General features: G+C 68.0%; 23 protein-coding genes. 17 read left to right on the plus strand and 6 right to left on the minus strand.

Annotation, left to right across the window (positions count from 1 at the left end; translation table 11 throughout):
• The first annotated feature begins 62 nt into the window (after window positions 1–62).
• The 9 genes from flgB to ACWIGM_RS01710 all read left to right on the plus strand — a co-directional run bounded on the left by flgB (window position 63) and on the right by ACWIGM_RS01710 (window position 10,437).
• A complete protein-coding gene (gene flgB, locus ACWIGM_RS01670; protein WP_454024191.1) occupies window positions 63–446 on the plus strand; it encodes a flagellar basal body rod protein FlgB in 384 nt (127 codons plus the stop codon).
• An 11-nt stretch (window positions 447–457) separates the two neighbouring features.
• Entirely contained in the window at window positions 458–868 is a 411-nt protein-coding gene (flgC, locus tag ACWIGM_RS01675) for a flagellar basal body rod protein FlgC (RefSeq protein WP_454024192.1), read from the plus strand.
• Between the two features lie 28 nt (window positions 869–896).
• Entirely contained in the window at window positions 897–1,229 is a 333-nt protein-coding gene (locus ACWIGM_RS01680; RefSeq protein WP_454024193.1) for a flagellar hook-basal body complex protein FliE, read from the plus strand.
• A gap of 39 nt (window positions 1,230–1,268) precedes the next feature.
• Entirely contained in the window at window positions 1,269–1,535 is a 267-nt protein-coding gene (gene fliQ, locus ACWIGM_RS01685) for a flagellar biosynthesis protein FliQ (protein WP_137882275.1), read from the plus strand.
• Window positions 1,536–1,612: 77 nt separating this feature from the next.
• Complete coding sequence (fliR, locus tag ACWIGM_RS01690) at window positions 1,613–2,371, plus strand: flagellar biosynthetic protein FliR (protein WP_454024194.1); 759 nt, start codon at window positions 1,613–1,615, stop codon at window positions 2,369–2,371.
• A gap of 12 nt (window positions 2,372–2,383) precedes the next feature.
• A complete protein-coding gene (flhB, locus tag ACWIGM_RS01695) occupies window positions 2,384–3,451 on the plus strand; it encodes a flagellar biosynthesis protein FlhB (protein WP_454024195.1) in 1,068 nt (355 codons plus the stop codon).
• Window positions 3,452–3,536: 85 nt separating this feature from the next.
• A complete protein-coding gene (cckA, locus tag ACWIGM_RS01700; RefSeq protein WP_454024196.1) occupies window positions 3,537–6,041 on the plus strand; it encodes a cell cycle histidine kinase CckA in 2,505 nt (834 codons plus the stop codon).
• Window positions 6,042–6,159: 118 nt separating this feature from the next.
• Window positions 6,160–7,305, plus strand: a complete 1,146-nt coding sequence (locus ACWIGM_RS01705; protein ID WP_454024197.1) for an efflux RND transporter periplasmic adaptor subunit — start codon at window positions 6,160–6,162, stop codon at window positions 7,303–7,305.
• 9 nt (window positions 7,306–7,314) lie between these two features.
• Complete coding sequence (locus ACWIGM_RS01710; protein ID WP_454024198.1) at window positions 7,315–10,437, plus strand: efflux RND transporter permease subunit; 3,123 nt, start codon at window positions 7,315–7,317, stop codon at window positions 10,435–10,437.
• A gap of 38 nt (window positions 10,438–10,475) precedes the next feature.
• Here the strand turns inward: ACWIGM_RS01710 and ACWIGM_RS01715 are convergent, their stop codons facing one another.
• Together ACWIGM_RS01715 and ACWIGM_RS01720 are read right to left on the minus strand one after the other, a co-directional pair.
• The gene (locus tag ACWIGM_RS01715; RefSeq protein WP_454024199.1) at window positions 10,476–11,165 is read right to left on the minus strand and encodes a type 1 glutamine amidotransferase domain-containing protein; all 690 of its coding nucleotides are present in this window, start codon (window positions 11,163–11,165) and stop codon (window positions 10,476–10,478) included.
• Window positions 11,166–11,192: 27 nt separating this feature from the next.
• Window positions 11,193–11,993 (minus strand): SDR family NAD(P)-dependent oxidoreductase, encoded by an 801-nt coding sequence (locus ACWIGM_RS01720; protein ID WP_454024200.1) that lies wholly within the window; start codon window positions 11,991–11,993, stop codon window positions 11,193–11,195.
• A gap of 112 nt (window positions 11,994–12,105) precedes the next feature.
• Here ACWIGM_RS01720 and ACWIGM_RS01725 point away from each other — a divergent pair, with 112 nt between their 5' ends.
• Window positions 12,106–12,783 (plus strand): TetR/AcrR family transcriptional regulator, encoded by a 678-nt coding sequence (locus ACWIGM_RS01725; RefSeq protein WP_454024201.1) that lies wholly within the window; start codon window positions 12,106–12,108, stop codon window positions 12,781–12,783.
• A gap of 45 nt (window positions 12,784–12,828) precedes the next feature.
• On the opposite strand, the gene ACWIGM_RS01730 is transcribed toward ACWIGM_RS01725, so the two are convergent.
• Window positions 12,829–13,248 carry a DUF1330 domain-containing protein gene (locus ACWIGM_RS01730; protein WP_454024202.1) on the minus strand — a complete coding sequence of 140 codons (420 nt, stop codon included), beginning with the start codon at window positions 13,246–13,248 and terminating at the stop codon, window positions 12,829–12,831.
• A gap of 10 nt (window positions 13,249–13,258) precedes the next feature.
• Window positions 13,259–14,080 carry a crotonase/enoyl-CoA hydratase family protein gene (locus tag ACWIGM_RS01735; RefSeq protein ID WP_454024203.1) on the minus strand — a complete coding sequence of 274 codons (822 nt, stop codon included), beginning with the start codon at window positions 14,078–14,080 and terminating at the stop codon, window positions 13,259–13,261.
• Window positions 14,081–14,167: 87 nt separating this feature from the next.
• Between ACWIGM_RS01735 and ACWIGM_RS01740 the strand changes: the two genes are divergently transcribed.
• Both ACWIGM_RS01740 and ACWIGM_RS01745 read left to right on the plus strand, forming a co-directional pair.
• Window positions 14,168–14,755 (plus strand): TetR/AcrR family transcriptional regulator, encoded by a 588-nt coding sequence (locus tag ACWIGM_RS01740; protein WP_454024204.1) that lies wholly within the window; start codon window positions 14,168–14,170, stop codon window positions 14,753–14,755.
• A gap of 31 nt (window positions 14,756–14,786) precedes the next feature.
• On the plus strand, window positions 14,787–15,251 hold the full coding sequence (locus ACWIGM_RS01745) for a hypothetical protein (RefSeq protein ID WP_454024205.1): 465 nt from the start codon (window positions 14,787–14,789) through the stop codon (window positions 15,249–15,251).
• Window positions 15,252–15,286: 35 nt separating this feature from the next.
• Here the strand turns inward: ACWIGM_RS01745 and ACWIGM_RS01750 are convergent, their stop codons facing one another.
• Window positions 15,287–15,802, minus strand: a complete 516-nt coding sequence (locus ACWIGM_RS01750; RefSeq protein ID WP_454024206.1) for a hypothetical protein — start codon at window positions 15,800–15,802, stop codon at window positions 15,287–15,289.
• A 170-nt stretch (window positions 15,803–15,972) separates the two neighbouring features.
• On the opposite strand from ACWIGM_RS01750, the gene recA reads away from it, so the two are divergent.
• The 4 genes from recA (at window position 15,973) to ACWIGM_RS01770 (ending at window position 21,696) form a co-directional block, all read left to right on the plus strand.
• Entirely contained in the window at window positions 15,973–17,058 is a 1,086-nt protein-coding gene (gene recA, locus ACWIGM_RS01755; protein WP_454024207.1) for a recombinase RecA, read from the plus strand.
• 195 nt (window positions 17,059–17,253) lie between these two features.
• A complete protein-coding gene (alaS, locus tag ACWIGM_RS01760; protein WP_454024208.1) occupies window positions 17,254–19,905 on the plus strand; it encodes an alanine--tRNA ligase in 2,652 nt (883 codons plus the stop codon).
• A gap of 7 nt (window positions 19,906–19,912) precedes the next feature.
• Window positions 19,913–21,070: a cyclic nucleotide-gated ion channel gene (locus tag ACWIGM_RS01765; protein WP_454024209.1), complete on the plus strand. Its 1,158-nt coding sequence runs from the start codon at window positions 19,913–19,915 to the stop codon at window positions 21,068–21,070.
• 53 nt (window positions 21,071–21,123) lie between these two features.
• Window positions 21,124–21,696, plus strand: a complete 573-nt coding sequence (locus ACWIGM_RS01770; RefSeq protein WP_454024210.1) for a hypothetical protein — start codon at window positions 21,124–21,126, stop codon at window positions 21,694–21,696.
• Between the two features lie 3 nt (window positions 21,697–21,699).
• Here ACWIGM_RS01770 and ACWIGM_RS01775 read toward each other — a convergent pair whose 3' ends face one another.
• Window positions 21,700–22,161: a GFA family protein gene (locus ACWIGM_RS01775; protein ID WP_454024211.1), complete on the minus strand. Its 462-nt coding sequence runs from the start codon at window positions 22,159–22,161 to the stop codon at window positions 21,700–21,702.
• A gap of 370 nt (window positions 22,162–22,531) precedes the next feature.
• On the opposite strand from ACWIGM_RS01775, the gene ACWIGM_RS01780 reads away from it, so the two are divergent.
• Window positions 22,532–26,581, plus strand: coding sequence for an autotransporter domain-containing protein (locus tag ACWIGM_RS01780; RefSeq protein ID WP_454024212.1), 4,050 nt, complete (start codon window positions 22,532–22,534; stop codon window positions 26,579–26,581).
• The last annotated feature ends 31 nt before the right edge of the window (window positions 26,582–26,612 follow it).

Below are 26,612 nucleotides of genomic sequence, written 5' to 3' on the forward strand. Positions count from 1 at the left end.
CATTAACCATGCACCCGGCAATAATTTCCCACTTCGGCAGGAGCCGACGGGAGATTGGCAGCATGGCTAACAACGGCCTTGGTCTGATGGGAGCGCTGAAGACGCGGATGCAATGGCATCAGGCGCGCCAGAAGCTGCTCGCCGAGAACGTCTCGAACGCCGATACGCCCCGTTTCAAGCCGCATGACCTGCGCGCGCCCTCCCCGGCCGGCGGCGCCATGACGCTGGCGCAGACCTCGCCGCTGCATCTCGGCCTCTCCGGCCAGCGCAGCGGCTTCGATCCGCGCGATCCCAAGCGCTTCGAGACCACGCCGAGCGCCAACAGCGTCAATCTCGAGGACGAGATGATGAAGGTCGCGCAGAACCAGTCGGACTACCAGCTCGCCGCCTCGCTCTACAGCAAGAGCCTCGGGCTGATGAAGATCGCGATCGGCAAAGGCCGGTAAGGAGCCGCATCATGGATCTGCTCAAGAGCCTCGCCGTCGCCGCCTCCGGCCTGAAGGGCCAGGCCGGCCGCATGCGCGTCATCGCCGAGAACCTCGCCAACGCCGATTCCTCGCCCGATCGCGCCGGCGTCGACCCCTATCGCCGCAAGATCGTGAGCTTCCAGGGCAAGCTCGACCGCGAGCTCGACGCCCAGGTCGTCGAGCTCGGCCGCGTCAGCCGAGACCGCAGCGATTTCAAGACGAAGTACGATCCCGGCCATCCGGCGGCCGATGCCAGCGGCCAGGTCAAGATGCCCAATGTCAACTCGCTGATCGAGACGATGGACATGCGCGAGGCCCAGCGCAGCTACGAGGCCAATCTCAACGTCATCTCGTCCACGCGCCGGATGATCCAGCGTACCATCGACATCCTGCGCGCCTGACTCGGCCGGCTGAAGCGGAGCCATCGTCATGACCACCTCGAGTTTCGCCGCTGGCGCCTATGCCTCGATGCAAGGGATGGGCGCGAGCGCCCTGCTGAAGAAGCCGGCTTCGGTCGGCGGGTCCGACGGAGCCGGCGCCGGCCTGCCCGACTTCTCGTCGCTCGTCAGCAAGGCGCTGGAATCGACCGCGCAGAGCGCCCGCCAGGCCGACATCCAGGCCGGCAATGTCGCCGCCGGCCGCTCGGATGTCGTCGACGTGGTCACGGCCGTCGCCGAGAGCGAGGCCGCGATCGAGACGCTGGTGGCGGTGCGCGACCGCGTCATCGCCGCCTATGAGGAAATCATGCGGATGCCGGTCTGACGACCGCCGTTTCACCCAACGCCGACCGGATCAGAGCCCATGACCTCCGCAGCCATCCTCGACGTCGCCCGCGACGGCATCGTCGTCTTCCTCAAGGCCGGCGCGCCGCTGATGCTGATCGCGCTCGTCGTCGGCCTCGTCGTCTCGCTCGTCCAGGCGCTGACCCAGATCCAGGAGCAGACCCTGGTCTACGTCCCGAAGATCATCGCGGTCTTCGCTGCCCTCTTGCTGTTTTTGCCGTTCATGGGCGATGCCCTGGCGGGTTATATGGGCAGGGTCGCCGTCCGAATCGCCACGGGCGAATGAGTCCAGCGCCAGCCAGCGCCTCCTTGCTGCGGAGTCCGGCCGGCGCATCTTGCTGGCGCTGGAGCCGGGTCCGCCCGATGCAGATCGCCGTCCTGCCCGAGATCAGCGCGCTGTTCGTGCTGGTCTTCGCGCGCGTCGGCACGCTGGTGATGCTGATGCCTGGCATCGGCGAGCGCCTCATCCTCTCGCGCGGCCGGCTTTCCCTCGCCTTCTTCGTTGCGCTGGTGATTCTGCCGATGGCGCGCGGCACGATCACGATCCCGCAGAACCCGGCAGCGCTGGGCGGGCTGCTGATCAGCGAGATCCTGATCGGCCTCGTCATCGGCGCCAGCGCGCGCCTGCTGATGGGCGCCCTGCAGACGGCCGGCTTCATCGTCGCCCAGACCATGGGGCTGGGCTTCGCCGTCACCGTCGATCCGACCGGCGGCCTGCAGAACCCCTCGATCGCCAACTTCCTCTCGATGCTCGGCATCACGCTGATCCTGGCGGCGGACCTGCACCATCTCGCGCTCGCCGCCATCCATGAGAGCTATCGTCTGCTGCCGCCCGGCGGCTTTCCCGATGTCGGCGACGTGATGGCCCTGGCGGTCAAGGCGATGGCGCAGGGCTTCTCGCTGGCGGTGCAGATCTCGGCGCCGTTCATCGTCTTCGGCCTGCTGTTCAACCTCGGCCTCGGTGTGCTGGCGCGGCTGATGCCGCAGCTCCAGGTCTTCTTCCTCGCGGTCCCCGCCTCGATCCTCGGCGGCATGCTGGTGCTGCTCGCCTCCGTCGGAGTGATGATGGGCGTCTTCCTCGACGATCTCGGCGCGTTCCTGCGCCAGTTCATCGGCCTCTAGGAGAGACGGGCGATGGCGGGAGACGTCGAGAACGAAGATCGCACAGAAGAACCGACCCAGCGAAAGCTCGACGAAGCCGTCGAGAAGGGCGACGTCGCGAAATCGCAGGAGATCGGCACCTTCTTCGTACTCTGCGGCTTCACCTTGGCGCTGCTGGTCGCGGCCGGCAGCTCGGCCCGCGATGCAGCGCTCTCGCTGCGCTCCTTCCTGATGAACGCACATCAGGTCTCGGACGATGCGGGCGCCCTCTTCCACGTCACCAGCAAGGGCGTGATGACGGGCTTTGCCATCATGGCCCTGCCGCTCGGCTTCATCCTCATCGCCGCGCTCGCCGGCGCCCTGATCCAGCATAAGCCGCTCTGGACCACCGAGCCGATGATGCCGAAATTCGACCGGATCTCGCCGATGGCCGGCGCCAAGCGCATCTTCGGCAAGGATGCCTGGGTCAACTTCGCCAAGGGCCTCGCCAAGATCGCCCTGGTCGGCGTCGGCGTCTGGATGGTGCTCTGGGGCGAACGCGACCGCCTGCAGGGCTTCGCCCAGATGGATGTGCACGCCTTGCTGCCCGCCGTGCTCGTGCTGACGATCAAGCTGATGGCCAGCGTGCTCGCCATCTTCGCGATCATCGCGATCGGCGATTTCGGCTACCAGCGCTTCACTTGGTACCAGCGCCAGCGCATGACCAAGCAGGAGCTCAAGGACGAGTACAAGAACACCGAAGGCAATCCCGAGGTGAAGGCCAAGCTGCGGCAATTGCGCGCCCAGCGCGCCCGCTCGCGCATGATGGCACAAGTGCCGAAGGCGACGGTGATCATCACCAACCCGACCCACTACGCCGTCGCCCTGCAATACGAGTCGGGCCAGGGCGCACCGCTCTGCCTCGCCAAGGGCGTCGACGCGATCGCGCTCAAGATCCGCGAGGTCGCCGGCGAGCACAGCATCCCGATCGTCGAGAATCCGCCTCTGGCGCGCGCGCTCTACGCCACTGTCGAGATCGACGACGAAATTCCTGTCGAACACTATCAGGCGGTGGCGGAAGTCATCGGATACGTCTTGCGCCTGAAGCGCCGGCGCGCCTAACTCGCTGGCCGGGCAGACGTCTCTAGGGTATTGCCGGCCCTCGACCCACCGCTGACGGGCGATTGAAGGAAACGGACCCGCTGCAATGAGCGCAAGCACGGCATCGAGCGCGATCGACCGTTCCGACCGGCCCGGCCATGTCGGCATCATCCTTCTGGTCGCCGGCCTCCTGGTCGGCGCCGCGATCGCGCTCGGCTTCATCGCCAATGAATGGGCGCAGCCGCTGATCCTCGGCCTGCTCGCCTTGCTCTCGGTCGTCGGTGTGTTCTGCCTGTTCGCCTTCGCGATCGGGCTGATCCAGTTCGCCGGGCGCTCGGCGCGCAACGATCTGACCAAGGCGATCGTCGACAGCGCCGAGGACGGCGTCGTCGTCACCGAGGCCGAAAACCGCATCGTCTACGCCAACGAGGCCTATCTCGCTTTCGCCGGAGCCCGCAACGCCAGCGAGATCGCGCCGGTCGAGCGCCTGTTCAAGGGCCGCGCCGAGGTCTCCGAGGCGATCTACCGCCTTGCCACCGCCGCCCGCGCCGGCCGCCGGCTCTCGGAAGAGATCAGGCTCGAGCCGGCCCTGAACGAGCGCGGCGCCGTCGGCTGGTACCGGGTGCGCGTCTCGCCGATCACCCGCGCCGGCCGCCCGGCCTGCCTGTGGAGCGTCACCGACGTCACTCCCGAGCGCGAGCGCCAGGAGAACGCCTTCCAGGAGCTGCAGCACGCGATCGACTATCTCGACCACGCTCCGGCGGGCTTCCTCTCGATCGATGCCGATAGCGAGGTGCCCTATCTCAACGCGACGCTCGCCGGCTGGCTCGACTACGACCTCGCCCGCTTCGGCTCCGGCGGCCTGCAGCTCGAGGACATCGCCTCGCCCAATGCCGCGGCGCTGATCCAGGCCATTCGCGGCCAGCCCGGCGATGTCCGCATCGAGGTGCTCGATGTCGACCTGCGCCGCCGCAACGGCCAGTCGCTGCCGGTCCGGCTGCACCACCAGGTCGCCTTCGGCCAGGACGGGCGCGCCGGCGCCTCGCGCACCCTCGTCCTCAACCGCGCCACCGGCGAGGCCGGCGCCGACCGTCATACCGACGCCGAGGCGCGCTTCGCCCGCTTCTTCCATGCGACGCCGATGGCGATCGCGACCGTCGATCGCCATGGTGCGATCCTGCGCTCGAACGCGTCCTTCGCCCGCCTGACGCAGGGCGGCGCGCAGCCGGCGACGATCCAGGAGCTGGTCAATGGCAACGGCGCCCTCGCCGAGGCCTTCGACGCGGCGCTCGCCGGCAAGGGCGAGATCGCCCCGCTCGACGCGGCGCTGTCGGGCGAGGATGGCCGCTCAGCAAGGCTCTATCTCTCGCCGGTTCCGGCGAGCGAAGACGCCGATGGCGAGCGCGCCATCGTCTATGCGCTGGAGACCACCGCCGAGCGCAAGCTCAAGGACAATATGGACCAGGCCGGCAAGATGCAGGCGGTCGGCCAGCTCGCCGGCGGCATCGCGCACGACTTCAACAACGTGCTGCAGGTCATCATCAACGCGTCGGAATTCTTGCTCGCCAGCCACAAGCCGACCGATCCGTCCTTCCCGGACATCATGCAGATCAAGCAGAACGCCTACCGGGCGGCCTCGCTGGTCCGGCAATTGCTGGCCTTCTCGCGCCGGCAGACCCTGCGCCCGCAGGTGCTGGCGCTTGGCGACGTGCTCTCCGATCTCTCGCTGATGCTGAAGCGCGTCGTCGCCGACAAGATCGCCCTCGATGTCCGCCAGGGCCGCGACCTCTGGCCGGTCAAGGCCGATCTCGGCCAGCTCGAGCAGGTGGTGGTCAACCTCGCCGTCAACGCCCGCGACGCCATGCCGAGCGGCGGCAAGCTGCAGGTGCGCACCCGCAACATGCCGGCGGCCGAGGCCAGCGAGCTCGGCTATGACAGCCTGCCCGCCGCCGACTATGTCCTGCTCGAAGTCGAGGACAGCGGCACCGGCATCCCGGCCGAGCATCTGGAGAAGATCTTCGAGCCGTTCTTCACCACCAAGGAGGTCGGCAAGGGCACGGGCCTTGGCCTCTCGATGGTCTACGGCATCGTCAAGCAGACCGGCGGCTTCGTCTTCTGCGACTCGGTCGTCGGCCGCGGCACCAATTTCCGCATCTTCCTGCCGCGCTACATCCCGACCGAGGAGGACATCGCCGCCGAGGCCGCCGCCAGGGAGGCGCCGAAGAAGACGGCAGCCGACCATACCGGCGCCGGCGTCATCCTCCTGGTCGAGGACGAGGATGCGGTGCGCGCCCTCAACGCCCGCATGCTGGTCTCGCGCGGCTACACCGTCCACGAGGCTGCCTCGGGTGTGGAAGCGCTCGACCAGTTCCAGAAGCACGAGGGCAAGATCGACCTCGTCATCTCCGACGTGGTCATGCCCGAGATGGACGGCCCGACCCTGCTCGGCGAACTGCGCAAGCGCAGCCCGGCAACCAAGGTCGTCTTCGTCTCCGGCTATGCCGAGGAGGCTTTCCGCAAGAACCTGCCGGAGGGCGAGGATTTTCACTTCCTGCCCAAGCCGTTCACGATGAAACAGCTCGTCGAGACGGTGAAGGCTGCAATGGCCTGAACGCGCCGGGAACCCCGGCGCCTGCCAGCATTACGAAGAGTTCATGTTGCGGACAGGCCGCCGCGACCGCCGCAAGCTAGAGTGACGCCACGTCGACAGCGCTGCGCCGTGGTGACCAATGAAACGTTACGCGATCATAGCCCTTCTGGTGGCTGTCGCAGTCTTTGCCACCTGGCGCCTGGTCAGGCCGCAGGACGGCCCGCAGCAGGCCCATGCCGAGCGCCGCGCCGGCCCCATCGCAAGCCCGGTTACGACTGTGCTCGCCGGCCGCGCCGATGTGCCCGTGACGCGCCGCTCGATCGGCTTCGCCGAGCCGGTCGCCATCGTCGCGGTCAAGTCCCGTCTCGACGGCGTCATCGCCGACCAGCACGTCAAGGAAGGCCAGGAGGTCAAGCAGGGCGACCTGCTCTTCACCCTCGACGACCGCGAGCTCAAGGCCCAGGTCGCCCGCGACGAGGCCAATGTCGAGCGCGACAAGGCGACGGTGGCGCAAAAGCGCGCCGATCTCGCCCGCCAGAAGAGCCTGGTCGACAAGGGCGCCGGCACGCAGCAGGCGCTCGACCAGGCGACCGCCGACGAGGCCGTCGCCACCGCCGCCGTCAAGGCGGACGAGGCAACCTTGGCGCTCGACCGCGTCCGGCTCGGCTACACCACGATCACTGCCCCGATCTCCGGCCGACTCGGCGCCATCGCAGCGACACCCGGCAATGCGGTGCGCGCCAATGACGCCAGCAGCAATCTCCTGACGGTGACCGAGCTCGCCCCGATCCGCGTGACCTTCACCTTGCCCGAGCGCGACCTGCCCCTGTTGCAGGAGGCGGCCAAGGCTCAGGCGCCGGCAAAGGTCACCGCCTTCGCTTCAGGAACGCGCGAGGAACTCGCCACCGGCGATCTCTCCTTCATCGATTCCGCCGTCGACATCCCCTCCGGCACCGTCAGCGTGAAAGCGCTGTTCACCAACGAGCCGCACCGGCTCTGGCCCGGGCAATATGTCGATGTCGTCATTCAGCTCGGCATGATGTCCGGCTCGGTGACGGTGCCCTCGGTCGCCCTGCAGGAGGGCCAGAAGGGCCCGTTCGTCTATGTCGCCAAAGCCGACGACACGGTCGAGGCCAGGCCCGTCAAGGTCGCGTCCAATGAGAACGGCGTTGCAGCGATCGCCTCGGGCCTGGCGCAGGACGAGAAGGTCGTCACCGAAGGCCAGTCGCGGCTGGCGCCCGGCGCCCCGATCAGGCTGACCGCCCCGCAAACCGCCAAGCCGTGAGGGCGCGCCATGTCGGTCTCGGCCTTCTGCATCCGTCATCCCGTCGCGACGATCCTGATGTCGTGCGCGCTCATCCTCGGCGGCCTGTTCGCCTGGCGCTCCCTGCCGGTCGCGGCGCTGCCGCGCGCTGAGTTCCCCGTCGTCAACGTTTCCGCGCAATTGCCGGGAGCCTCGCCCGAGATCATGGCGACCTCGGTCGCGACGCCACTGATCAAGCAGTTCGCCACCATCGCCGGCATCGATTCGATCGCGACCACCAACGCGCTCGGCAATACCTCGATCGCGATCCAGTTCGCGCTCGACCGTGACATCGACGCCGCCGCGGCCGACGTCCAGGCGGCGATCGCCCGCACCCAGCGCCAGCTCCCCGTCGACATGACGACGCCGCCGAGCTACCGCAAGTTCAACCCGGCCGACGCTCCGATCCTGCTGCTGGCGCTGAAGAGCGAGGTCACGCCGCTCTCCAAGATCGACGCCTTCGTCCAGCAGGTGCTGTCGCCGACGCTCTCCACGGTCGAGGGCGTGGCGCAGGTCCAGATCTTCGGCAGCCAGAAATACGCGGTCCGCATCCAGGTCGACCCGACGGCGCTGGCCGCCCGCGGCATCGGCATCAACGAATTGCAGGCGGCGATCACCGCCGCCAACGTCAACACCCCGGTCGGGACGATGCAGTCCGGCCCGCAGCAATTGACGCTGGAGGCGCAGACCCAGCTCGCCGACGCCGGCCATTTCGCGGATATCATCATCGCTACCCGCGATGGCCGCCCGGTCCGGCTCGGTGATGTCGCCAAGGTGATCGACTCCGTCGAAAACCTGCAGCTCGCCAGCTGGTATGATGGCTCGCGTGCCCTCGTCGTCGCGGTCTTCCGCCAGCCCGACGCCAACACGGTCGAGGTCGTCGACCGGGTCAAGACGGCGATCGGCCAGATGCAGTCGCTGCTACCGCCGGCGACCACGCTCGGCCTGCTCAACGACCGCTCCGCCTCGATCCGCCAGGCGGTCGAGGACGTCCAGTTCACGCTCGGGCTGACGATCGTGCTGGTCGTCGCGGTGATCTTCCTGTTCCTGCGCCGTTTCACCGCGACACTGATCCCGGCGGTGGCGGTGCCGATCTCGCTGATCGCGACCCTGGGCGCGATGTATCTGCTCGATTTCTCGATCGACAACATCTCGCTGCTCGGCCTGACGCTCGCGGTCGGCCTCGTCGTCGACGATGCGATCGTGATGCTCGAGAACATCGTCCGCCACATGGAGGAGGACGGGCTCTCCGCCTTCGACGCGGCGCTGAAGGGCTCGAGCGAGATAGGTTTCACCATCATTTCGATCTCGCTCTCGCTGGTCGCGGTCTTCATCCCCGTGCTGCTGATGGGCGGCGTGATCGGGCGCGTCTTCAACGAGTTCGCGATCGTTGTCACCGTCGCCATCCTCGCCTCCGCCTTCGTCTCGCTGACGCTGACGCCGATGATGTGCGCCCGGCTCAGTGCCGATGCCGCCGGCCATGGCGCCAGTGGCGGCAAGGACAGGCTCGCCTTCCTCGAACGCGGCTTCGACGCGCTGCTCGGCGCCTATCGCGCCGGACTCGACCTCAGCCTGAAATACCGCCGCACCGTGCTGATGATCTTCCTCGCCAGCGTCGCCGCCAGCGCCTGGCTGGTGGTGACCATCCCCAAGGGCTTCTTCCCGCAGGAGGATATCGGCCAGCTCCAGGTCGCGACCGAGGCGCGCCAGGACATCTCCTTCGACGCCATGTCGGGCCTGCAGCAGAAGGTCGAGGAGGTCTTCCGCCGCTCGCCCTATGTCACTCATGTCGCCTCGACCATCGGCTCCGGCGGCCAGTCCAGCAGCCTCAATGCCGGGCGGCTCTTCGTCGAGCTGAAGCCGAAGGACCAGCGCCCGCCACTGCAGCAGATGCTTGGCGAGCTGCGCCGCCAGCTCGCCGCCATCCCGGGCATCGCCACCTACATGTCGCCGGTCCAGAACCTCAACATCGGCGCGCGCTCTTCGAAGAGCCAGTACCAGTTCGTGATGCAGTCGATCGACCAGGCGGCTCTCTCCGACTGGTCAGGCAAGATGCTGGAGGCGCTGCAGCACGATCCGCTCTTCGTCGACGTCACCACAGACCTTCAGAACAAGGCGCTGCTCGCCAATCTCGTCGTCGACCGGGCCAAAGCGCAGTCGCTCGGCATCAGCGCCGACGTGCTGCGCTCCAGCCTCTATTCAGGCTTCGGCGTGCGCCAGATCTCGACGATCTACACCACCAGCGACAGCTACCAGGTCATCATCGAGTTCAATCCCGACATCCAATGGTCGAATGACCGGCTCGACCAGGTCCGCTTCCGCTCCTCCTCGGGCGCGCTCGTCCCGCTCGGCACCTTCGCCCGGATCGAGCGCAAGGCCGGCCCGCTCACGGTCAACCAGCTCGGCCAGCTCCCGGCCGTCACGCTCTCCTTTAACCTGCCGGCCGGCCGCGCACTCGGCGAAGCGGTGCAGCGCATCGACGCGATCAAGGCCGAGCTCGGGCTGCCCGCTCAGATCGGCACCAGTTTTGCCGGCGTCGCCAAGACCTTCGAGCAGTCGCTCGGCAATCAGGGCCTGCTGATCGCCGGCGCGGTGCTGACGATCTACATCGTGCTCGGCATCCTCTATGAGAGCTTCATCCACCCGCTGACCATCCTGACCGGCCTGCCGGCGGCGGCTCTCGGCGCGCTCCTGACGCTGAAGCTCTTCGGCCTCGACCTCTCGGTCATCGCGGTGATCGGGCTCCTGATGCTGATCGGCATCGTCAAGAAGAACGCGATCATGATGATCGACGTCGCGCTCGAACTGCAGCGCGCCGGCGAGTCGCCGGACACCGCGATCCGCGAAGCCTGCCTGCGCCGCTTCCGGCCGATCATCATGACCACGCTGGCGGCGATCCTCGGCGCCCTGCCGATCGCGATCGGGGCCGGCGCCAGCGCCGAGCTGCGTCAGCCGCTCGGCCTCGCCGTCGTCGGCGGGCTGATCGTCTCGCAGGTGCTGACCCTGTTCATAACCCCGGTGATCTTCCTCTTCATGGAAGGACTCTCGCGGCGGTTCGGCAAGCACTCGCCAGTGCCAGCGCAAGTCACGGGCGCCGAGCACAAGCCGATTTGACGACAGTCCGGCCCCCCGATCATCGCGACGCAATGGCGCTATCGTTGGAGCTTGCTGAGCTTTTCCAACAATGCCTCGGCCACAGCGGACGATGAGGCTGGATTCTGCCCGGTAACCAGCAGGTCGTCGATCGCGACATGCGACTGCCAGTTCGGCGCCTGCGAGTAACGCCCGCCGTTCCGCCTGAGCATGTCCTCGACCAGAAACGGCACGGTATCGGTGAGGCCCTCGGCCTCTTCCTCGCTATTGGTGAACCCGGTAACGGAACGCCCTTCCACCAGTGGCCTGCCGTCGACCGCCCGCGTGCGCAGGAATATGGCTGGTCCGTGACATAGAGCAGCAACCGGTCGACGGGCCTCGATCATGCGTTCGATCAGAGCGATCGAGACGGGATCCTCCGCGAGATCCCAGAGCGGTCCGTGACCTCCCGGGAAGAACACCGCGTCGAAATCCTCCGGTGCGACATCGGCCAGTCTGCGCGTCGCCGTCAGGGCCGCCAGCGCACCCGCGTCATGCTCCAGGCGGCGCGTCGCCTCCGTCTGGGCACCCGGCTCCGCGCTCCGCGGATCGAGCGGCGGCCTGCCGCCCAGCGGCGAAGCCAGGACGATCTCCGCTCCCGCATCCCTAAAGGCGTAGTAGGGCGTCGCGAACTCTTCTAGCCAGAAACCGGTCTTCCTGCCGGTGTTCCCGAGCTGATCGTGCGAGGTCAGAATGATCAGGATTTTCATGAGGTAAGAACCTTCTTAGATTGCAGCTCAGGCGGCCGTGTAGCCGCCATCGGCCAGCAAGCCATGGCCGGAGATGAACGACGCGTCATCGGAGGCCAGGAAGGCGACGATCTTCGCCATTTCCTCGGCGGTGCCGGCGCGGCCGGGCACGGTCGAGCGCGCAAAACCATCCTTGGCCTCGGCTGAGGGCCAGATGCGATCCTGGAACGGGGTATCGATGATCCCCGGGCAGAGGGCATTGACCCGCACGCCGCGCCGAAACCACTCCAGCGAGGCCGTCTTGGTCAGGCCAAGGACCGCGTGCTTGGTCGCGATGTAGAGTGCCGCATTCTCGAAGCCGATGACACCGCCCATCGAAGCGTTGTTGATGATGACCCCACTCCCCTGGGCGAGCATCATCTTCGCCTGATGACGCATGGCGTTGAAGACGCCTCGCACATTCGGCTCGAAGACCTCGTCATAGTGGACATCGTCGAGCTCGACGAAAGGGCGGAACGTGCCTTCGGTGCCCGCATTGTTGAAGGCGATGTCGAGCCGCCCATAGGCAGCGACGGTCCCGGCCACGAGATCGGCCAAATCCGTCTCGCGCGTGACGTCTGCTCGGATCGCTGTCGCCTCCAGCCCCTCAGCGGCGAGGCTCGCGGCGAGCGCTTCGATCTCATCGCTGCGCCGGGCGCTGACGACAACCTTGGCGCCTCGCCGCGCCAGTTCGATCGCCGTGGCCCGGCCGATGCCCGAACTGGCCCCGGTGACGAGCGCCACCCGGGCCCCGAGGCTGCCGGGAACAAAAGTGCCTGATTGGATATGCGTCTGAGCGTTCGAGGACATGCGGGCTCCTTGCCCGCCGGACAGGCCGGCGGGGCGACAAAGAAGTATCTGCGATTGCATTGATGGCTTTCCGCCGCTGGCAGAGCCGTCACCAACCAGCACCATGTTGGCAATGACAACATTGATGTCAGATGTTGTCGCTGTCAACTCGCCAGATCATAGTGCCGCCATGATTAAGCCCGGCGCATATCACCATGGCGACCTGCGGACCGCGATCATCGCTGAGGCCATCGCAATCGCGGAAGAAGAAGGCGTATCGGCGCTCTCGGTGCGTGCGGTAGCGCGGCGCCTCGGCGTATCTCACGCGGCGCCGGCGCGCCATTTCGCCAGCCGCGCGGACCTGCTGGTCGGCCTGGCCACAGCGGCATTCTCGCTCTTCGCCGAGGAATTGGAGCGGAGCCATGCTGCGGCCGGCCCAGGCAATACGCATCTGGCCGAACTGGGCACCGCCTATGTCCGCTTCGCGCTGCGCCGCCCGGCGCTCTTCCGGCTGATGTTCAATTCGGAAGCGACGGAACAGGCCAGCGCGCCAGATCCAGCGTTTCAGGCTGCGAACGATCGCGCCTTCGGCATCCTGGCGTCGGCTGTCCGCTCGGCCATGGGGCGAGATACCCCGGAAGGAGAGGTCCAGCAGGCTGCCCTGCTCGCCTGGGCCGGAGCCCACGGCGCGGCCATGCTCTGGCTGGACGGCCCGCTGCGAAGCATGGGCGAGCAGGATTATATGGCGTGGGCCGCTGCGTCCATGGAGCGGCTCAGCCGGGTCGTCAGCCAGGGCGGACGCGATCCGTGAGCCCAGCTGGCAGCCTGACCGCGCGCAGGCCGCCAGCCGGGCGCTTCACCCCGCGAAGGTCACGCCCGCCTCCTGCGCTGCCAACCGGATCAGGCGGCAATCCTTGACCGCCGCCTGGCGATGCATCATCGCCTCGCGATAGATCGGATCGCGTAACATCGCGGCGAAGGCCTCGACGCTCGGATACTCGGCGATGAAGCAGAGGTCCCAGCGCTCACCCCTCGGGCCGATCAGCATCTGCTCGAAGCCGCCGCGCCAGATGATCCGCCCGCCGAGCCGCGTCAGCACCGGCGCGCTGATCCGGCCATAGGCCGCGAACGCCTCGCGGCCGCCACCATTCGGCCCGTCCGGATACTGCGCCTCGCCATTGAGCCGGATCAGGTTCAGCATCTGCACCGGGCCCGGCCGGTCATCGGCGCGGAAGGCGGCGAAGGCCTCGCGGCTGAAGCTCGTGTGATCGGTCATTCCCACCCCCTCAGCCGGCTTTCGCAACCAGCGACCAGTCGCCGGAATAGATCGGCTGGCGCCGCGCCATCCAGGCATCGAGTCCCTCGCGCAGATCGGCCGTCGGCACGACGCGGGCGAACTGCTCGCTCTCGATCAGCAATCCCTCGGCGATGCTGGCGTTGATGCCGCGCGTCACCGCGGTGAGGATGCTCGCCGCCGCCAAAGAGGAGTGCCGCAGGATGCGCGCCGCCAGCGCGTTCGCCGCCGGCAGCAGCTCCTCATGCGGCACCACCGCGTTGATCAATCCCATATCGAGCGCCCGCTGCGGCGTGAACGGATCGCCGGTCAGCAGCAGCTCCATCGCGCGCTTGCGGCCGGCGAGCCGCGGCAGCCGCTGCGTCCCGCCGAAGGTCGGCGGCATGCCGAGATTGATCTCCGGCTTGGCGAACATCGCCCGCTCGCTGGCGATGGCGAGCGGCACCGCCTCGGTGACCTCGCAGCCGCCGCCATAGGCGAGCCCATTCACCGCCGCGATCACCGGCTTGCCGAAGGCTTCCAGCCGCGCCGTCAGCTTTTGTCCGCGGCGAACGAAATCGCGCACCGCCTGTTCCGGCCCGGCCGCGACGCTCTGCGAAAACTCGTGGATATCGCCGCCGGCCGAGAAGGCGCGCTCGCCTCCACCGGTCAGGATCACCGCGCGGATCGACGGGTCGACCTCGATTGCATCGAGCAGTTCGAGCAGGCGGTCGATCAGTCCATAACTCAGCGCGTTGAGCTTCTCGGGCCGGTTCAGCGTCAGGGTCGCGATCGCCTCGCGCTGTTGAATCAGGACGGGATCATTCTCGGGCATGGCCTTGGCCTTGTTCCGGTTTCAGCTATCGGAAGGCTGCGCCCGAGGCTTGACAATGTATACTACCTATACGGTATACATGGAGGCATGGCCGAACCCGACAGCCCGACCCGCAAGCGTATCATCGAGGCCGCCAGCAAGCTCTTCTATGGCGAGGGCATCCGCGCCGTCAGCGTCGACGCCGTCGCCGAGAAGGCGGGCGTCACCAAGCGCACGCTCTACTACCATTTCGAGAGCAAGGACGAGCTCGTCGCCGCCTATCTCGAGGCCCGCGACCAGCCCAATCTCAAGCTGATGGCCGGCTGGTTCGACAAGGCCGAAGGCGGGTTGCCGCAGAAGGTCGAGGCGATCTTCCAGAACCTCGCCCGCTCGGCCCGCCATCCACGCTGGAAGGGCTGCGGCTTCCTGCGCACCGCCGCCGAGCTCGCCAATCTGCCCGGGCACCCCGCGATCAGGATCGGCGCGCGCCACAAGGCCGGCTTCGAGCGCTGGCTCGCAGGCGCCTGCGCCGAGCACGGCGCCACCGCGCCGGAGGAACTCGCCCGCCAAATCGTGCTGCTGATGGACGGCGCCTTCTCGGTCATGCTCGTCCACCGCGACCCCGCCTATGTCGAGGCTGCCGGCCGCGCCGCCGCTGCATTGGCCGCAGCTGCCAGCCCGGCTCAGCCGGTTTGATCAGCGCCCGGCGCCCTTCTATCCTGCGCCGATGACGCGCAGGCCGGTCCTCGCCTACACGCTATTGCTGACCGTGCAGACCATCTGCGCGCTGGTGATCCTCTTCCACATCCACATCGCCTTCCGCGTCCTGGTCGAGCGGATTGGCCAGCAGCAGACCTTGCCGACCGAAATCCTGGCGCAGATCTGCGTTGCGGCGCTGCTCGGCCAGTGCTGCTACTGGACACGGCTCTACCTGCTGCCAGTGCCGCAAGGCTTCCGCAGCCTGCCTCTCGGACATCTCCTGGCTTTTGCCGCCCGTCTCGGTTCGATCGTCGGCGGCGCGCTCGCCTCGATCTATTTCCTGCGCCACCTGCCGGAGCTGACGAAGCTCGCCGACGGCTTCACCCTGCTCTGGCGCTCCGGCCTGCTCCTGGCGATCGTCTTTGCGCTGTATTGCTACACGCTGGAACTGGAACGGCTCGCCGCCGCCTGGCAGGCCGATCCGAAGGATTGACGCCCCTTTATAGATCCCTGGGGCCGCGGCCCTCGTCAGGCGCCCCGGCGCGCGAACCAGAGCTTCAGGCTGCGCAAACGCTCGCGCATCGCCCGCACTAGCGCGACCGCCCGTTGCCAGGCGGCGCTTGCCTTGATTCGGCCGATCACCACCTGCCGGATCATGTCGATCCAACCCATGATCCGCGCGAACCAGGGGATGGTGAGGAGCTGCGCCCGCCCGGCATGATAGACGCGCTCGACCAGGAGGAAGCCGGCGAGATGGCCGATCGCCGTCGTGACGATGCCGGCGGTGAACGCCCCGCGCGCCAGGAACAGCAGGCCGAGCAGCTTCAGCGGCTCGACGATGGCGAAGGGGATCGCAAGCGCGACGAGCGCGCCATAGGGCGGCAGCCGCCCGATCGCCGCTTCGAGCCGCGCCACCAGTCTGAGCGAGGCGAACCAGGCGATCAGCGGCCGGTAGAGCGGCCGCAGCATTTCGTCGAGCAGGATGGCGAGCCCGACGATGAGATCGAGCGGAATGAGAAGGAGCTTGATCAGGGCCTTGCGCATCACGCCGCAGTCTCCGGCAGCAGGCTGCTTTCACGCTGTCCTAGCACAACCGGCGCACGCCGGAACAAGAACAAAAAAAGAACTTGCGAGTGAGAACAAACCATGACCATAGTCGTTTCCATGGCGCGGATTGAGATGTGGTCGCGCCCCTGCCATAAGGAGCGCACGTCGTGAATCAGGCAAATCTCAGGCTCGTGGAAGGCTCTTCGATGGACAAGGCCAAGGCGCTCGATGCGGCGCTCTCGCAGATCGAACGGGCTTTCGGCAAGGGCTCGATCATGCGCCTGGGCAAGAACCAGCAGGCGATCGAGATCGAGACGGTCTCGACTGGCTCGCTCGGCCTCGACATCGCGCTCGGCGTCGGCGGCTTGCCGAGGGGGCGTGTCATCGAGATCTATGGACCTGAATCCTCCGGCAAGACCACGCTCGCGCTCCATACCATTGCGGAATCGCAGAAGAAGGGCGGCGTCTGCGCCTTCGTCGACGCCGAGCACGCGCTCGACCCGGTCTATGCCCGCAAGCTCGGCGTCAATCTCGACGACCTCCTGATCTCGCAGCCCGACACCGGCGAGCAGGCGCTCGAGATCACCGACACGCTGGTCCGCTCCGGCGCGATCGACGTGCTCGTTATCGACTCCGTCGCGGCGCTGACGCCGCGCGCCGAGATCGAGGGCGAGATGGGCGACAACCAGCCCGGCCTGCAGGCCCGCCTGATGAGCCAGGCGCTGCGCAAGCTCACCGCTTCGATCTCGCGCTCGAACTGCATGGTCATCTTCATCAACCAGATCCGCATGAAGATCGGTGTGATGTATGGCTCGCCGGAGACCACCACCGGCGGCAATGCGCTGAAATTCTACGCCTCGGTCCGTCTCGACATCCGCCGCGTCTCGACGCTGAAGGAGCGCGACGAGGCGACCGGCAACCAGGTCCGCGTCAAGGTCGTCAAGAACAAGGTCGCGCCACCCTTCAAGCAGGTCGAGTTCGACATCATGTTCGGCGAAGGCATCTCGAAGGCCGGCGAACTGGTCGATCTCGGCGTCAAGGCCGGCATCGTCGAGAAATCCGGCGCCTGGTTCTCCTTCGACAGCCAGCGCCTTGGCCAGGGCCGCGAGAACGCCAAGACCTTCCTCAAGGCCAATCCCGACGTCGCCGCCAAGATCGAGACGACGATCCGCCAGAATTCCGGCCTCGTTGCCGAGCGCATCCTGGAGAACGCCGACCCGACCGCCGAGGACCTCGACGAAGGCGAGGCCTGAGCCTTCAAACCGAAGCAATTGGTGATTGAACCGACGGGCGGCCTTCAGGCCGCCCGTTTCTTTTTGCCATCAGCGGCTTGCCTGCATCACGATCCTTGCAGGCCGTTTCTGGACAGGCATGAGTGCGCTGACTAGAACCCTTTCAGCCCTGCCGGCGCTTGCCGGCCCCATGCTTGAACCAGAGCCAAGATTGCGATGAGCGGCGTCAACGAGATCAGGTCGACCTTCCTCGATTACTTCAAGGCGAACGGCCACGAGGTGGTGCCGTCGAGCCCGCTCGTGCCGCGCAACGACCCGACCTTGATGTTCGCCAATTCCGGCATGGTGCAATTCAAGAACGTCTTCACCGGCCAGGAGAAGCGGCCCTATGCCCGCGCCACCACCGCGCAGAAATGCGTGCGCGCTGGCGGCAAGCACAACGATCTCGACAATGTCGGCTATACCGCCCGCCACCACACCTTCTTCGAGATGCTGGGGAACTTCTCCTTCGGCGACTATTTCAAGGAGCAGGCGATCCATCACGCCTGGACCCTGGTCACGCGCGAATTCGGCCTGCCCAAGGACAAGCTGACCGTCACGGTCTACTCCGAGGACGACGAGGCGCACACGCTCTGGAAGAAGATCGCCGGCCTGCCGGATTCGCGCATCATCCGGATCGCAACCTCCGACAATTTCTGGCGCATGGGCGATGTCGGCCCCTGTGGCCCCTGCTCCGAGATCTTCTACGACCATGGCGATCACATCCCCGGCGGCCCTCCGGGCTCGCCCGACGAGGATGGCGACCGCTTCATCGAGATCTGGAACCTCGTGTTCATGCAATACGAGGAAGCGGCTGGCGGCATTCGCACCAACCTGCCTCGCCCCTCGATCGATACCGGCATGGGCCTCGAGCGCATCGCCGCCGTGCTCCAGGGCACGCATGACAATTATTCGATCGACCTGTTCGCGACCCTGATCCGCGCCATCGCCGATTTGACCAATGTCCCCTCCGACGGGCCGATGAGCGCGAGCCACCGCGTCATCGCCGATCATCTGCGCTGCTCCGCCTTCCTGATCGCCGATGGCGTGCTGCCCTCGAATGAGGGCCGCGGCTATGTGCTGCGCCGGATCATGCGCCGCGGCATGCGCCATGCGCAGCTGCTCGGCGCCAAGGACCCGCTGATGCACAAGCTCGTACCCGCGCTGGTGCGCGAGATGGGCCAGGCCTATCCCGAGCTGATCCGGGCCGAGGCGCTGATCTCGGAGACGCTGAAGCTGGAGGAGACCCGCTTCCGCACCACGCTGGCGCGCGGCCTGTCCATCCTCGACCAGGAAACGCAGGCGCTGGGTTCAGGCGACAAGCTCAAGGGCGACGTCGCCTTCACGCTCTACGACACCTACGGCTTCCCGCTCGACCTGACCCAGGACGCGCTGCGCGCCCGCGGCGTCGGCGTCGACATCGAGGGCTTCGACGCGGCGATGGCGCAGCAGAAGGCCAAGGCGCGCGCCGCCTGGGCCGGCACCGGCGAGGCCGCGACCGAGACGCTCTGGTTCCCGCTGCGCGAGCGGCTCGGTGCGACCGAGTTCCTCGGCTACGACACCGAGAGCGCCGAGGGCGTGGTCACCGCGCTGGTCAGGGACAATGCCGAGGTCGCGACGCTGAAGGAAGGCGAGAGCGGCATCGTCATCCTCAACCAGACGCCGTTCTACGGCGAATCCGGCGGCCAGGTCGGCGACACCGGCACGCTTGTCGGCAACGGCTTCAAGGCCGAGGTCACCGACGTGCAGAAGAAGCTCGGCGACGTCTTCGCCCATCAGGTCACGGTCGTCTCCGGCGTGATCGAGCTCGGCAAGCCGGCCGAGCTCACGGTCGACCATGCCCGGCGCCGCGCGATCCGCGGCAACCATTCGGCCACCCATCTGCTGCACGAGGCGCTCCGGCGCGTGCTCGGCGACCATGTCGCGCAGAAGGGCTCGCAGGTCGCGCCCGAGCGCCTGCGCTTCGACTTCAGCCACCCCAAGCCGATCTCGCGCGAGGAATTGGCCAGGGTCGAGGAGATGGCGAACCGGCTGGTCCTGCAGAACGAGCCGATCAGCACCAAGCTGATGTCGGTCGACGACGCGATCGCCTCCGGCGCACGCGCGCTGTTCGGTGAGAAATACGGCGACGAGGTCCGCGTGGTGTCGATGGGCACCGACCGGGATTCCGACACGCCGAAGACCTTCTCGGTCGAGCTTTGCGGCGGCACCCACGCCAACCGCACCGGCGATATCGGCCTGGTCGCCGTCCTCTCCGAGGCGGGCGTCGCGGCCGGCGTGCGCCGGCTCGAGGCGCTCACCGGTGAGGCAGCGCGCCGTCATCTGCGCGAGGAGAGCGTCGCGCTCGACGAGATGGCCGGCGTGCTGAAGGCGCCGATCGCCGAATTGCCGGCGCGTGTCGCGACGCTGGTCGAGGAACGCCGCAAGCTCGAACGCGAGCTCAGCGAGGCCCGCAAGAAGCTCGCCATGGGCGGCGGCGGCGAGGCGAGCGATCCGATTCGCGAGGTCGCCGGTGCCAGGCTGCTGGCCCGCGCCGTCAGCGGCGTCGAGATGAAGGACCTGAAGAGCCTGGCCGACGAGGCCAAGGCTCGCGTCGGCTCCGGCGTCGTCGCCATCGTCGGCGTCGCCGAGGACGGCAAGGCCGGCGTCGTCGTCGGCGTCACGCCCGACCTGACCGAGCGCTTCGATGCGGTCGCGCTGGTGCGTGCGGCATCCGAGCGCCTCGGCGGCAAGGGCGGCGGCGGCCGCCGCGACATGGCCCAGGCGGGCGGCCCGGACGGCGCGCAGGCTCAGGCGGCCCTCGACGCCGTCGCCGACGCGATGGGCTGAGGCGATCATGGCGCCCGCCCCGCAGCCTGGCTTGAGCTGGCGGCGGCGGGCGCATCTGATCATCGACCACGGCGCGGGCGATGATCTCTCGGCCAGGCTCGTCCATGGTGGGCTGGTGGCGCTGATCCTGGTGAACGTCAGCGCGCTGGTGCTGGAGTCGGTGCCGAGCCTCGCGGCGTCCTATGGCCGGCTCTTCTACTGGATCGAACTCGTCTCGACCGTGCTGTTCACGCTCGAATATGCCGTCCGGCTCTGGACCGCGCCCGAGCATACGCGCTATCGCGGGCTCGGCGACAACGCGGCGCGCCGCGCCTATCTCGTCTCGCCTCCGGCGCTGCTCGATTTCCTCGCCACCGTGCCGCTCTATGCCGCCCTGCTCGGCTACAGCGATCTCAAGATCCTGCTGCTCTTCCGGCTGCTGCGCTTCTTCAAGCTCGGCCGCTATTCGCCCGGCATGGCTTCGCTGGGCGCCGCCCTGCATGCCGAGCGTAAGGCGCTGGTCGCCTGCGTCGTCATCCTGATCGGCGTCATGCTGCTCTCGGCGACCGCGATGCATTTCGTCGAGCACGATGTCCAGCCGGAGAAATTCGGCACCATCCCCGATGCGATGTGGTGGGCGATCGTGACGCTGACCACGGTCGGCTATGGCGATGCCTTTCCGATCAGCCCGCTCGGCAAGGTCGTGGCCTCGCTGACCGCGGTGATGGGTCTCGTCATGCTGGCGCTGCCGGTCGGCATCATCGCCACCGCCTTCGCCCAGGAGATCCACCGGCGCGAATTCGTCGTCACCTGGAGCATGCTCGCGCGCGTGCCGCTGTTCAGCGGGCTCGACGCTGCCGAGATCGCCGAGATCATGAACGCGCTGCGCGCCCGGACCGTGCGCGGCGGCGGCGTGGTGCTGCGGCCGCAGGAGCCGGCTCACTCGCTCTATTTCGTCGCCAGCGGCGAGATCGAGGTCACCGAGCCCGCCGGCAGCCGGCAGCTCGACGAAGGCTGCTATTTCGGCGAGCTCAGCCTGACCGAGTTCGCAGCCACCGAAGGCGGCATCGCCGCGCGCGCCACCGTCGCGACCAAGCTCCTCGTCCTTGATCCTGCCGATTTTCGCCTGCTCATGCTGCGCCACCCGGAACTCGCCGCCCATCTCCACCGACTCGCCGCAGCATGATGCCGACCCGCCGCACCGCCCTTGCCCTGCTTCTTGGCGCAGGCAGCCCCGCCTTGGCCCAGCAACCCCGGCCGCAGCGCGCCCCGCAAAACCCTAGCCTGTCGGCGCCGCGCACGCTGATGGCCGGCGCGATGGCGACCGCCTTCGTCAGCCGCGCCCCGGCCAATGCCCGGCTCGCCATAAGCCGCCCGGCCGATCCACCGGAAGCGGCGATCGTCGCCTCCCCGCTCGGCCAGGCCACGGTGCTGTCGCTGCCGGCCCCTGGCGAGGTCGGCAGCTATGAATGGCGCCTGCTCGGCGAGAGCGACGGCAAGCCGGTCATCCTGCTGCGCCAGCCGCTGGCGACGACGGCGCCCGCTGCGACGCTCGCCGCCCCCGCCCGCGTCGCGCGCGGCAATCCCCTGCCGGTGCGCGGCATCGGGCCCAATGGCGATCGCGACCGCGTCGTGCTGGTCAGGCCGGATGCGCCGCCGGAGGCGCAGGGGCCGAATTTCTTCCCGGCCGAGAATGTCGAGAGCACGCTGGAAGCGCCGCCCGAGCCCGGGACCTATGAATTGCGCTATGTGATGGACGCCCCGCTCACCGGCGCGCGCGTGCTGGCACGACGCGAAATCGTCGTCGAATAGCGCTCAATCATGGTCCGGATGCTGGCGCGAACGATAGGCCGGCAGCTCATCCGCCGGGATATCGTCCTCGGTCCGCGTGCCCTCGAGCCGGCAGAGCTCGTCGAACCAGGGCGCCCTGCCCTCGACGCCATAGGCATGGCTCGGCGGAAAGGCGGCCGCATCGTCGAGGCTGCCGACGGCGAGCGAGAGCGTGCCCATGCCGGGATAGCTGAAGCTCAGCGGCGTGCCGCAATCGCGGCAGAAGCCGCGTTCGGCAACCTCCGACGAGCGAAAGACCGCAGGCGTCCCGCGTGTCCAGACCACGTCGGCGCTACGTGAAGACGCAAAGGCGCCGAAATAATTGCCCATCGCCTTCTGGCACATCCGGCAAAAGCAGACCGAGACCTTGCGCGGCGGCTTCAGCAGGCGATAGCGCACGGCGCCGCATTGGCAGCCGCCGGTGAGAGTTGTCGCCGTCTCGCTCATATCGGCTCCCGCCCCATGGCTGCGTTGATTCTGCCAAACCGCAGCAAATCTGCCACACAAATACAATTTGGCGGGTTGTGAACGGCTGTTCATTGCCTCCTGCCCGCGCCCGCCTAAGCCTGCGTCCACGGTTGGGCTGGGCACTCTCATGATATCCGTCATCACTCCTGCGAACAGCGGAACATCTCGCACGCGGCTCGCCTCGAGCCTGCTCGCGGGCACGGCACTCGTGCTCCTCCTGTCCGCTGGCCAGGCGCTCGCAAATGGCGGGCGCGGCGGCGACCGAAGCAGCGCGCAACCCGGCTCCGGTGGCGCGGGCGGCATCGACAACCCGACTGGTGCCGGTGGTGCGGGCGCCAGGGGTCAAATCATGCCAGGAGGCAACGCGGGCGGTGGCGGCGGCGGCGCCGGCGCTGTCACCGGCGGGACTGGCGGGCTAGCCGGCACCGGCATCGCCGGCGAAGGCCAGGGCGGCGATGGCGGCGTGCATGGTAGCGTCGGCGCGGCGCTGCCAGTCGGCGCCAGTGCCGGCAGCAATGGCGGCGACGGTAACTCCGGCTACGGCTATTCCGGCGGCGGCGGCGGCGCCGGTGGTTATGGTGCCGTTGTCACGGGCACGGGCGCGACGGGAGCGATCGCCGGCACGCTCACCGGCGGCAATGGCGGCCATGGCGGTGGTAGCTTTTTTGGTTTCGGCGGCGGTGGCGGCTCCGGCGGCACCGGCCTGCTCTTCACCGATGGCAGCGCCGCGCAGACCCTGTTCATCGATGGCACGATCCAGGGCGGCAAGGGCGGAAACGGCGGCTCATATGTGTCGGACGGCACTGGCGCCGCCGGCGCCGCCGGCGTCGGCGGCTCCGGCCTGGTCTTCACCAATGGCGGCGCGACGACGACGCTGACCGTCAACGGCACGATCCGCGGTGGCGATGGCGGGCGCGGCGGCTCGAATTTGCCGACGTCCTTCGGCCGTACCCCGAATCCAGGCGAAGAGGCGAACGGCGTCGGCGCTGCCGGCGGCGAGGCCATCGTCGGCGCCGACCTGATCATCACCAATAACGGCACGATCGAGGGCGGCCTCTCGGGCGACGGCACGGTGCGCGCCGCGGCGCTCCACTTCACCGGCGGCAGCAACAGGCTGACCATCGGCTCCGCCTCGGCGACCATCAATGGCGGCATCGTCATCGACACCGGCACGCTGACCTTCGACCAGACGATCGCTGCGACGATCAGCAGCGTCGTCAGCGGCGCCGGCAACGTGGTCAAGGAGGGCGCGGGCACGCTGACCTTGACCGGCACCAACACCTATACCGGTGGCACCACGATCTCGGGCGGCAAGCTCAGCATTTCCTCCGAGGCCAATCTCGGCGATGTCTCTGGCACGCTGACCCTCGACGGCGGCCTGCTGCAGGTGACCGGCACGACACTGACCGGGCTGACGCGCAACATCGTCCTCGGCAGCAATGGCGGCGGCTTCGATATTGCCGACGCCGGCAATACCTTCACGGTGACGCAATCCTTCTCCGGCTCGGGCGGGTTGACCAAGGCCGGCGCGGGCACGCTCGTCCTGTCCGGCGCCAACACGTATACGGGGACGACGACGGTCTCGGGCGGCACCCTGCGCGCCGGACAGGCAGGCGCCTTCTCCGCGAGCTCAGCGTTCACGATCGCCTCGGGCGCAACGCTCGACCTGGCCGGCTTCGACCAGACAATCGGCACGCTCGCCGGTGCCGGCGCGATCACGCTCGGCGCGGGCACGCTGACTGTTGGCAGCAACAATACCCCGACGACATTCTCCGGCACGATCTCGGGCACGGGCGGGCTGATCAAGACCGGCACCGGCATGCTCACGCTGTCGGGCACCAGCACCTATTCCGGCGCGACCACGGTGTCGGCCGGGAAAATCTACATCACCAGCGCCAGCGCCATGTCGGCGGCCTCGGACTACACGGTCGCGGCGGGCGCATTGCTCCAGATCAACGACACGATTGGCACGGTCACCGCCGGCTCGATCGCTGGCGCCGGCCAGATTCAGATCGAGCAAGGCTCGACGCTGGAGACCGGCGCGACCAATGCCTCGACCACCTTCACCGGCATGATCTACGACGCCGGCAGCATCAGGAAGGTCGGCACGGGCACGCTGACGCTGACGCAGGAGAACACCTATTCCGGCGGCACGACGATCGCGGGCGGCGCGATCAGCATCTCCAAGGAGAGCAATCTCGGCAACACCTCGGGGGCGCTCACGCTGGATGGCGGCGTGCTGCAGGTCACAGGGACGGCGCTGAACGGGCTCGCCCGCAACATCATCCTCGGTAGCAATGGCGGCGGCTTCGAGATCGTCGAGGCCGGCAACAGCTTCATCGTCAGCCAGTCCCTGACGGGCACGGGCTCGCTCGCGAAGACCGGCGCCGGCACGCTGGTGCTCAAGGGCGCCAGCAGCTATTCCGGCGCGACCACGGTGTCGGAGGGAACGCTGCGGGCGGGCGCCGCCAACGCCTTCTCCGCCAATTCGACCTTCACGGTGGCATCAGGCGCGACGCTCGATCTCGCTGGCCTCAACCAGACGATCGGCTCGCTCGCCGGCGTCGGCACGGTCACGCTCGGCTCGGGCACGCTGACGGCGGGCGCGAACAACTCGTCGACCACCTTCTCCGGCAAGATCACCGGCACCGGCGGCGTCACCAAGACCGGCACCGGCACGCTGACGCTGACGGGGACGAACACCTATACCGGCGCGACGAAAGTCTCGGGCGGCAAGCTGGTGGTGAACGGTTCGCTGGCGAGCAGCGTGACTCTGGACGGCGGCACGCTGGGCGGCTCGGGCACTATTGGTGGCATGTCGGTTGCGAGCGGCGCGACGGTTTCGCCCGGCAACTCGATCGGCACGCTCACCGTCTCCGGCAATGTCGCCTTCGCCTCGGGCTCGACCTACCAGGTCGAGGTCAATGCCGCCGGGCAGAGCGACAGGATCGCGGCATCGGGCAAGGCGACCATCACCGGCGGCACGGTGCAGGTGCTGGCGCAGAACGGCAATTACGCGGCGGCGACAAACTACACCATCCTGACCGCCTCAGGCGGCGTCACCGGCACCTTCACCAGCGTCAGCTCGAACCTCGCCTTCCTGACGCCGTCGCTGGGCTATGGCGGCACCAGTGTGACGCTGACCATGACCCGCAACGACACCGGCTTCGGCCCGGGTGGTGGGGACACCGGCGGCGGCACCACACCAGGCGGCGGCGGCACGACCCCGGGTGGCAGCACGTCCGGCAACTACATCGCCCAGACCCGCAACCAGGGCTTCATCGCCAATGCCGCCGAGGCGCTCGGCGTCGGCAACCCGGTCTATGACGCGCTGATCTCGGCGACGGCGGCTGAAGCCCGCGCCGGCTTCGACCTGCTCTCGGGCGAGGCGCATGCGCAGGCCGTCAGCGTGATGATCGATGAGAGCCGGCTGGTGCGCGAGAGCATCCTCAACCGCCTGCGCGGGCCGCTGCTGACGCCGGCTCCCGGTCAGGTCGCAGCGGGCTTCACCGCCGACCTGCCGGGCAGGAAGGGCGGAATCGTGATGCAGGCTCCGGTTCCGCAGCCGCGCTACACGCTCTGGGGCGAGGCCTTCGGCAGCGCCGGCAATACCGACGCCGACGGCAATGCCGCCTCGCTGTCCCGCCGCAGCGGCGGCGCCCTGCTTGGCGCCGACATCATGCTCTATGACGCACCGGGCTCCTCGCTGAAGGTCGGCGTCGCCGGCGGCTACAGCCAGTCGCGCTTCGATCTCGATGCCCGCCTGTCCTCCGGCAAGCTCGAAAGCGGCCATGCCGCGCTCTATGCCGGGGCGCGCTTCGGCAGCCTGCGCTTCGATGCCGGCGCGGCCTATAGCTGGAGCGAAAGCGATATCCGCCGCCAGGTCGCGATCCGCGGCTTCGGTGATCTGCTCCGCCTGCAGCGTCCGGGGCAGGTCCTGCAGGGCTTTGCCGAGCTCGGCTATAGCTTCGCCTTCCAGGGCTTCGCGCTCGAGCCCTTCGCCCAGCTGGCGCTGCTCCGGGTCTCGACCGATGCCGGCACCGAGCAGGGCGGCGCTGCGGCGCTGCGCGTGCTCTCCAGCGACCAGACGCTCGGCTTCACCACGCTCGGCTTAAGGGCAGAGGCGCAAATCGGGACGATGCCGCTGTTCGCCCGTGGTATGCTCGGCTGGCGCCATGGTTTTGGCGAGCTCACCCCGCAGGCCCGCACCGCCTTCGCGCTGGGCACCAACCCGGCCGTGGTCTTCGCAGCCCCGATCGACCGCAACGCCCTCACCGCCGAGGCCGGCCTCGACTGGCGCATCTCCTCCGCCACGGCGCTCGGGCTGACCTACTCCGCCGCGATCGGCGAACGCTCCAGAGACCACGCCCTCAAGGGCAGGATCGACATGCGCTTCTGAGGAAGAGGCCGGCCGGGCTCGCAGAGCACTC

It is taken from the genome of Allobosea sp. NPDC055332 (genome assembly GCF_053645455.1).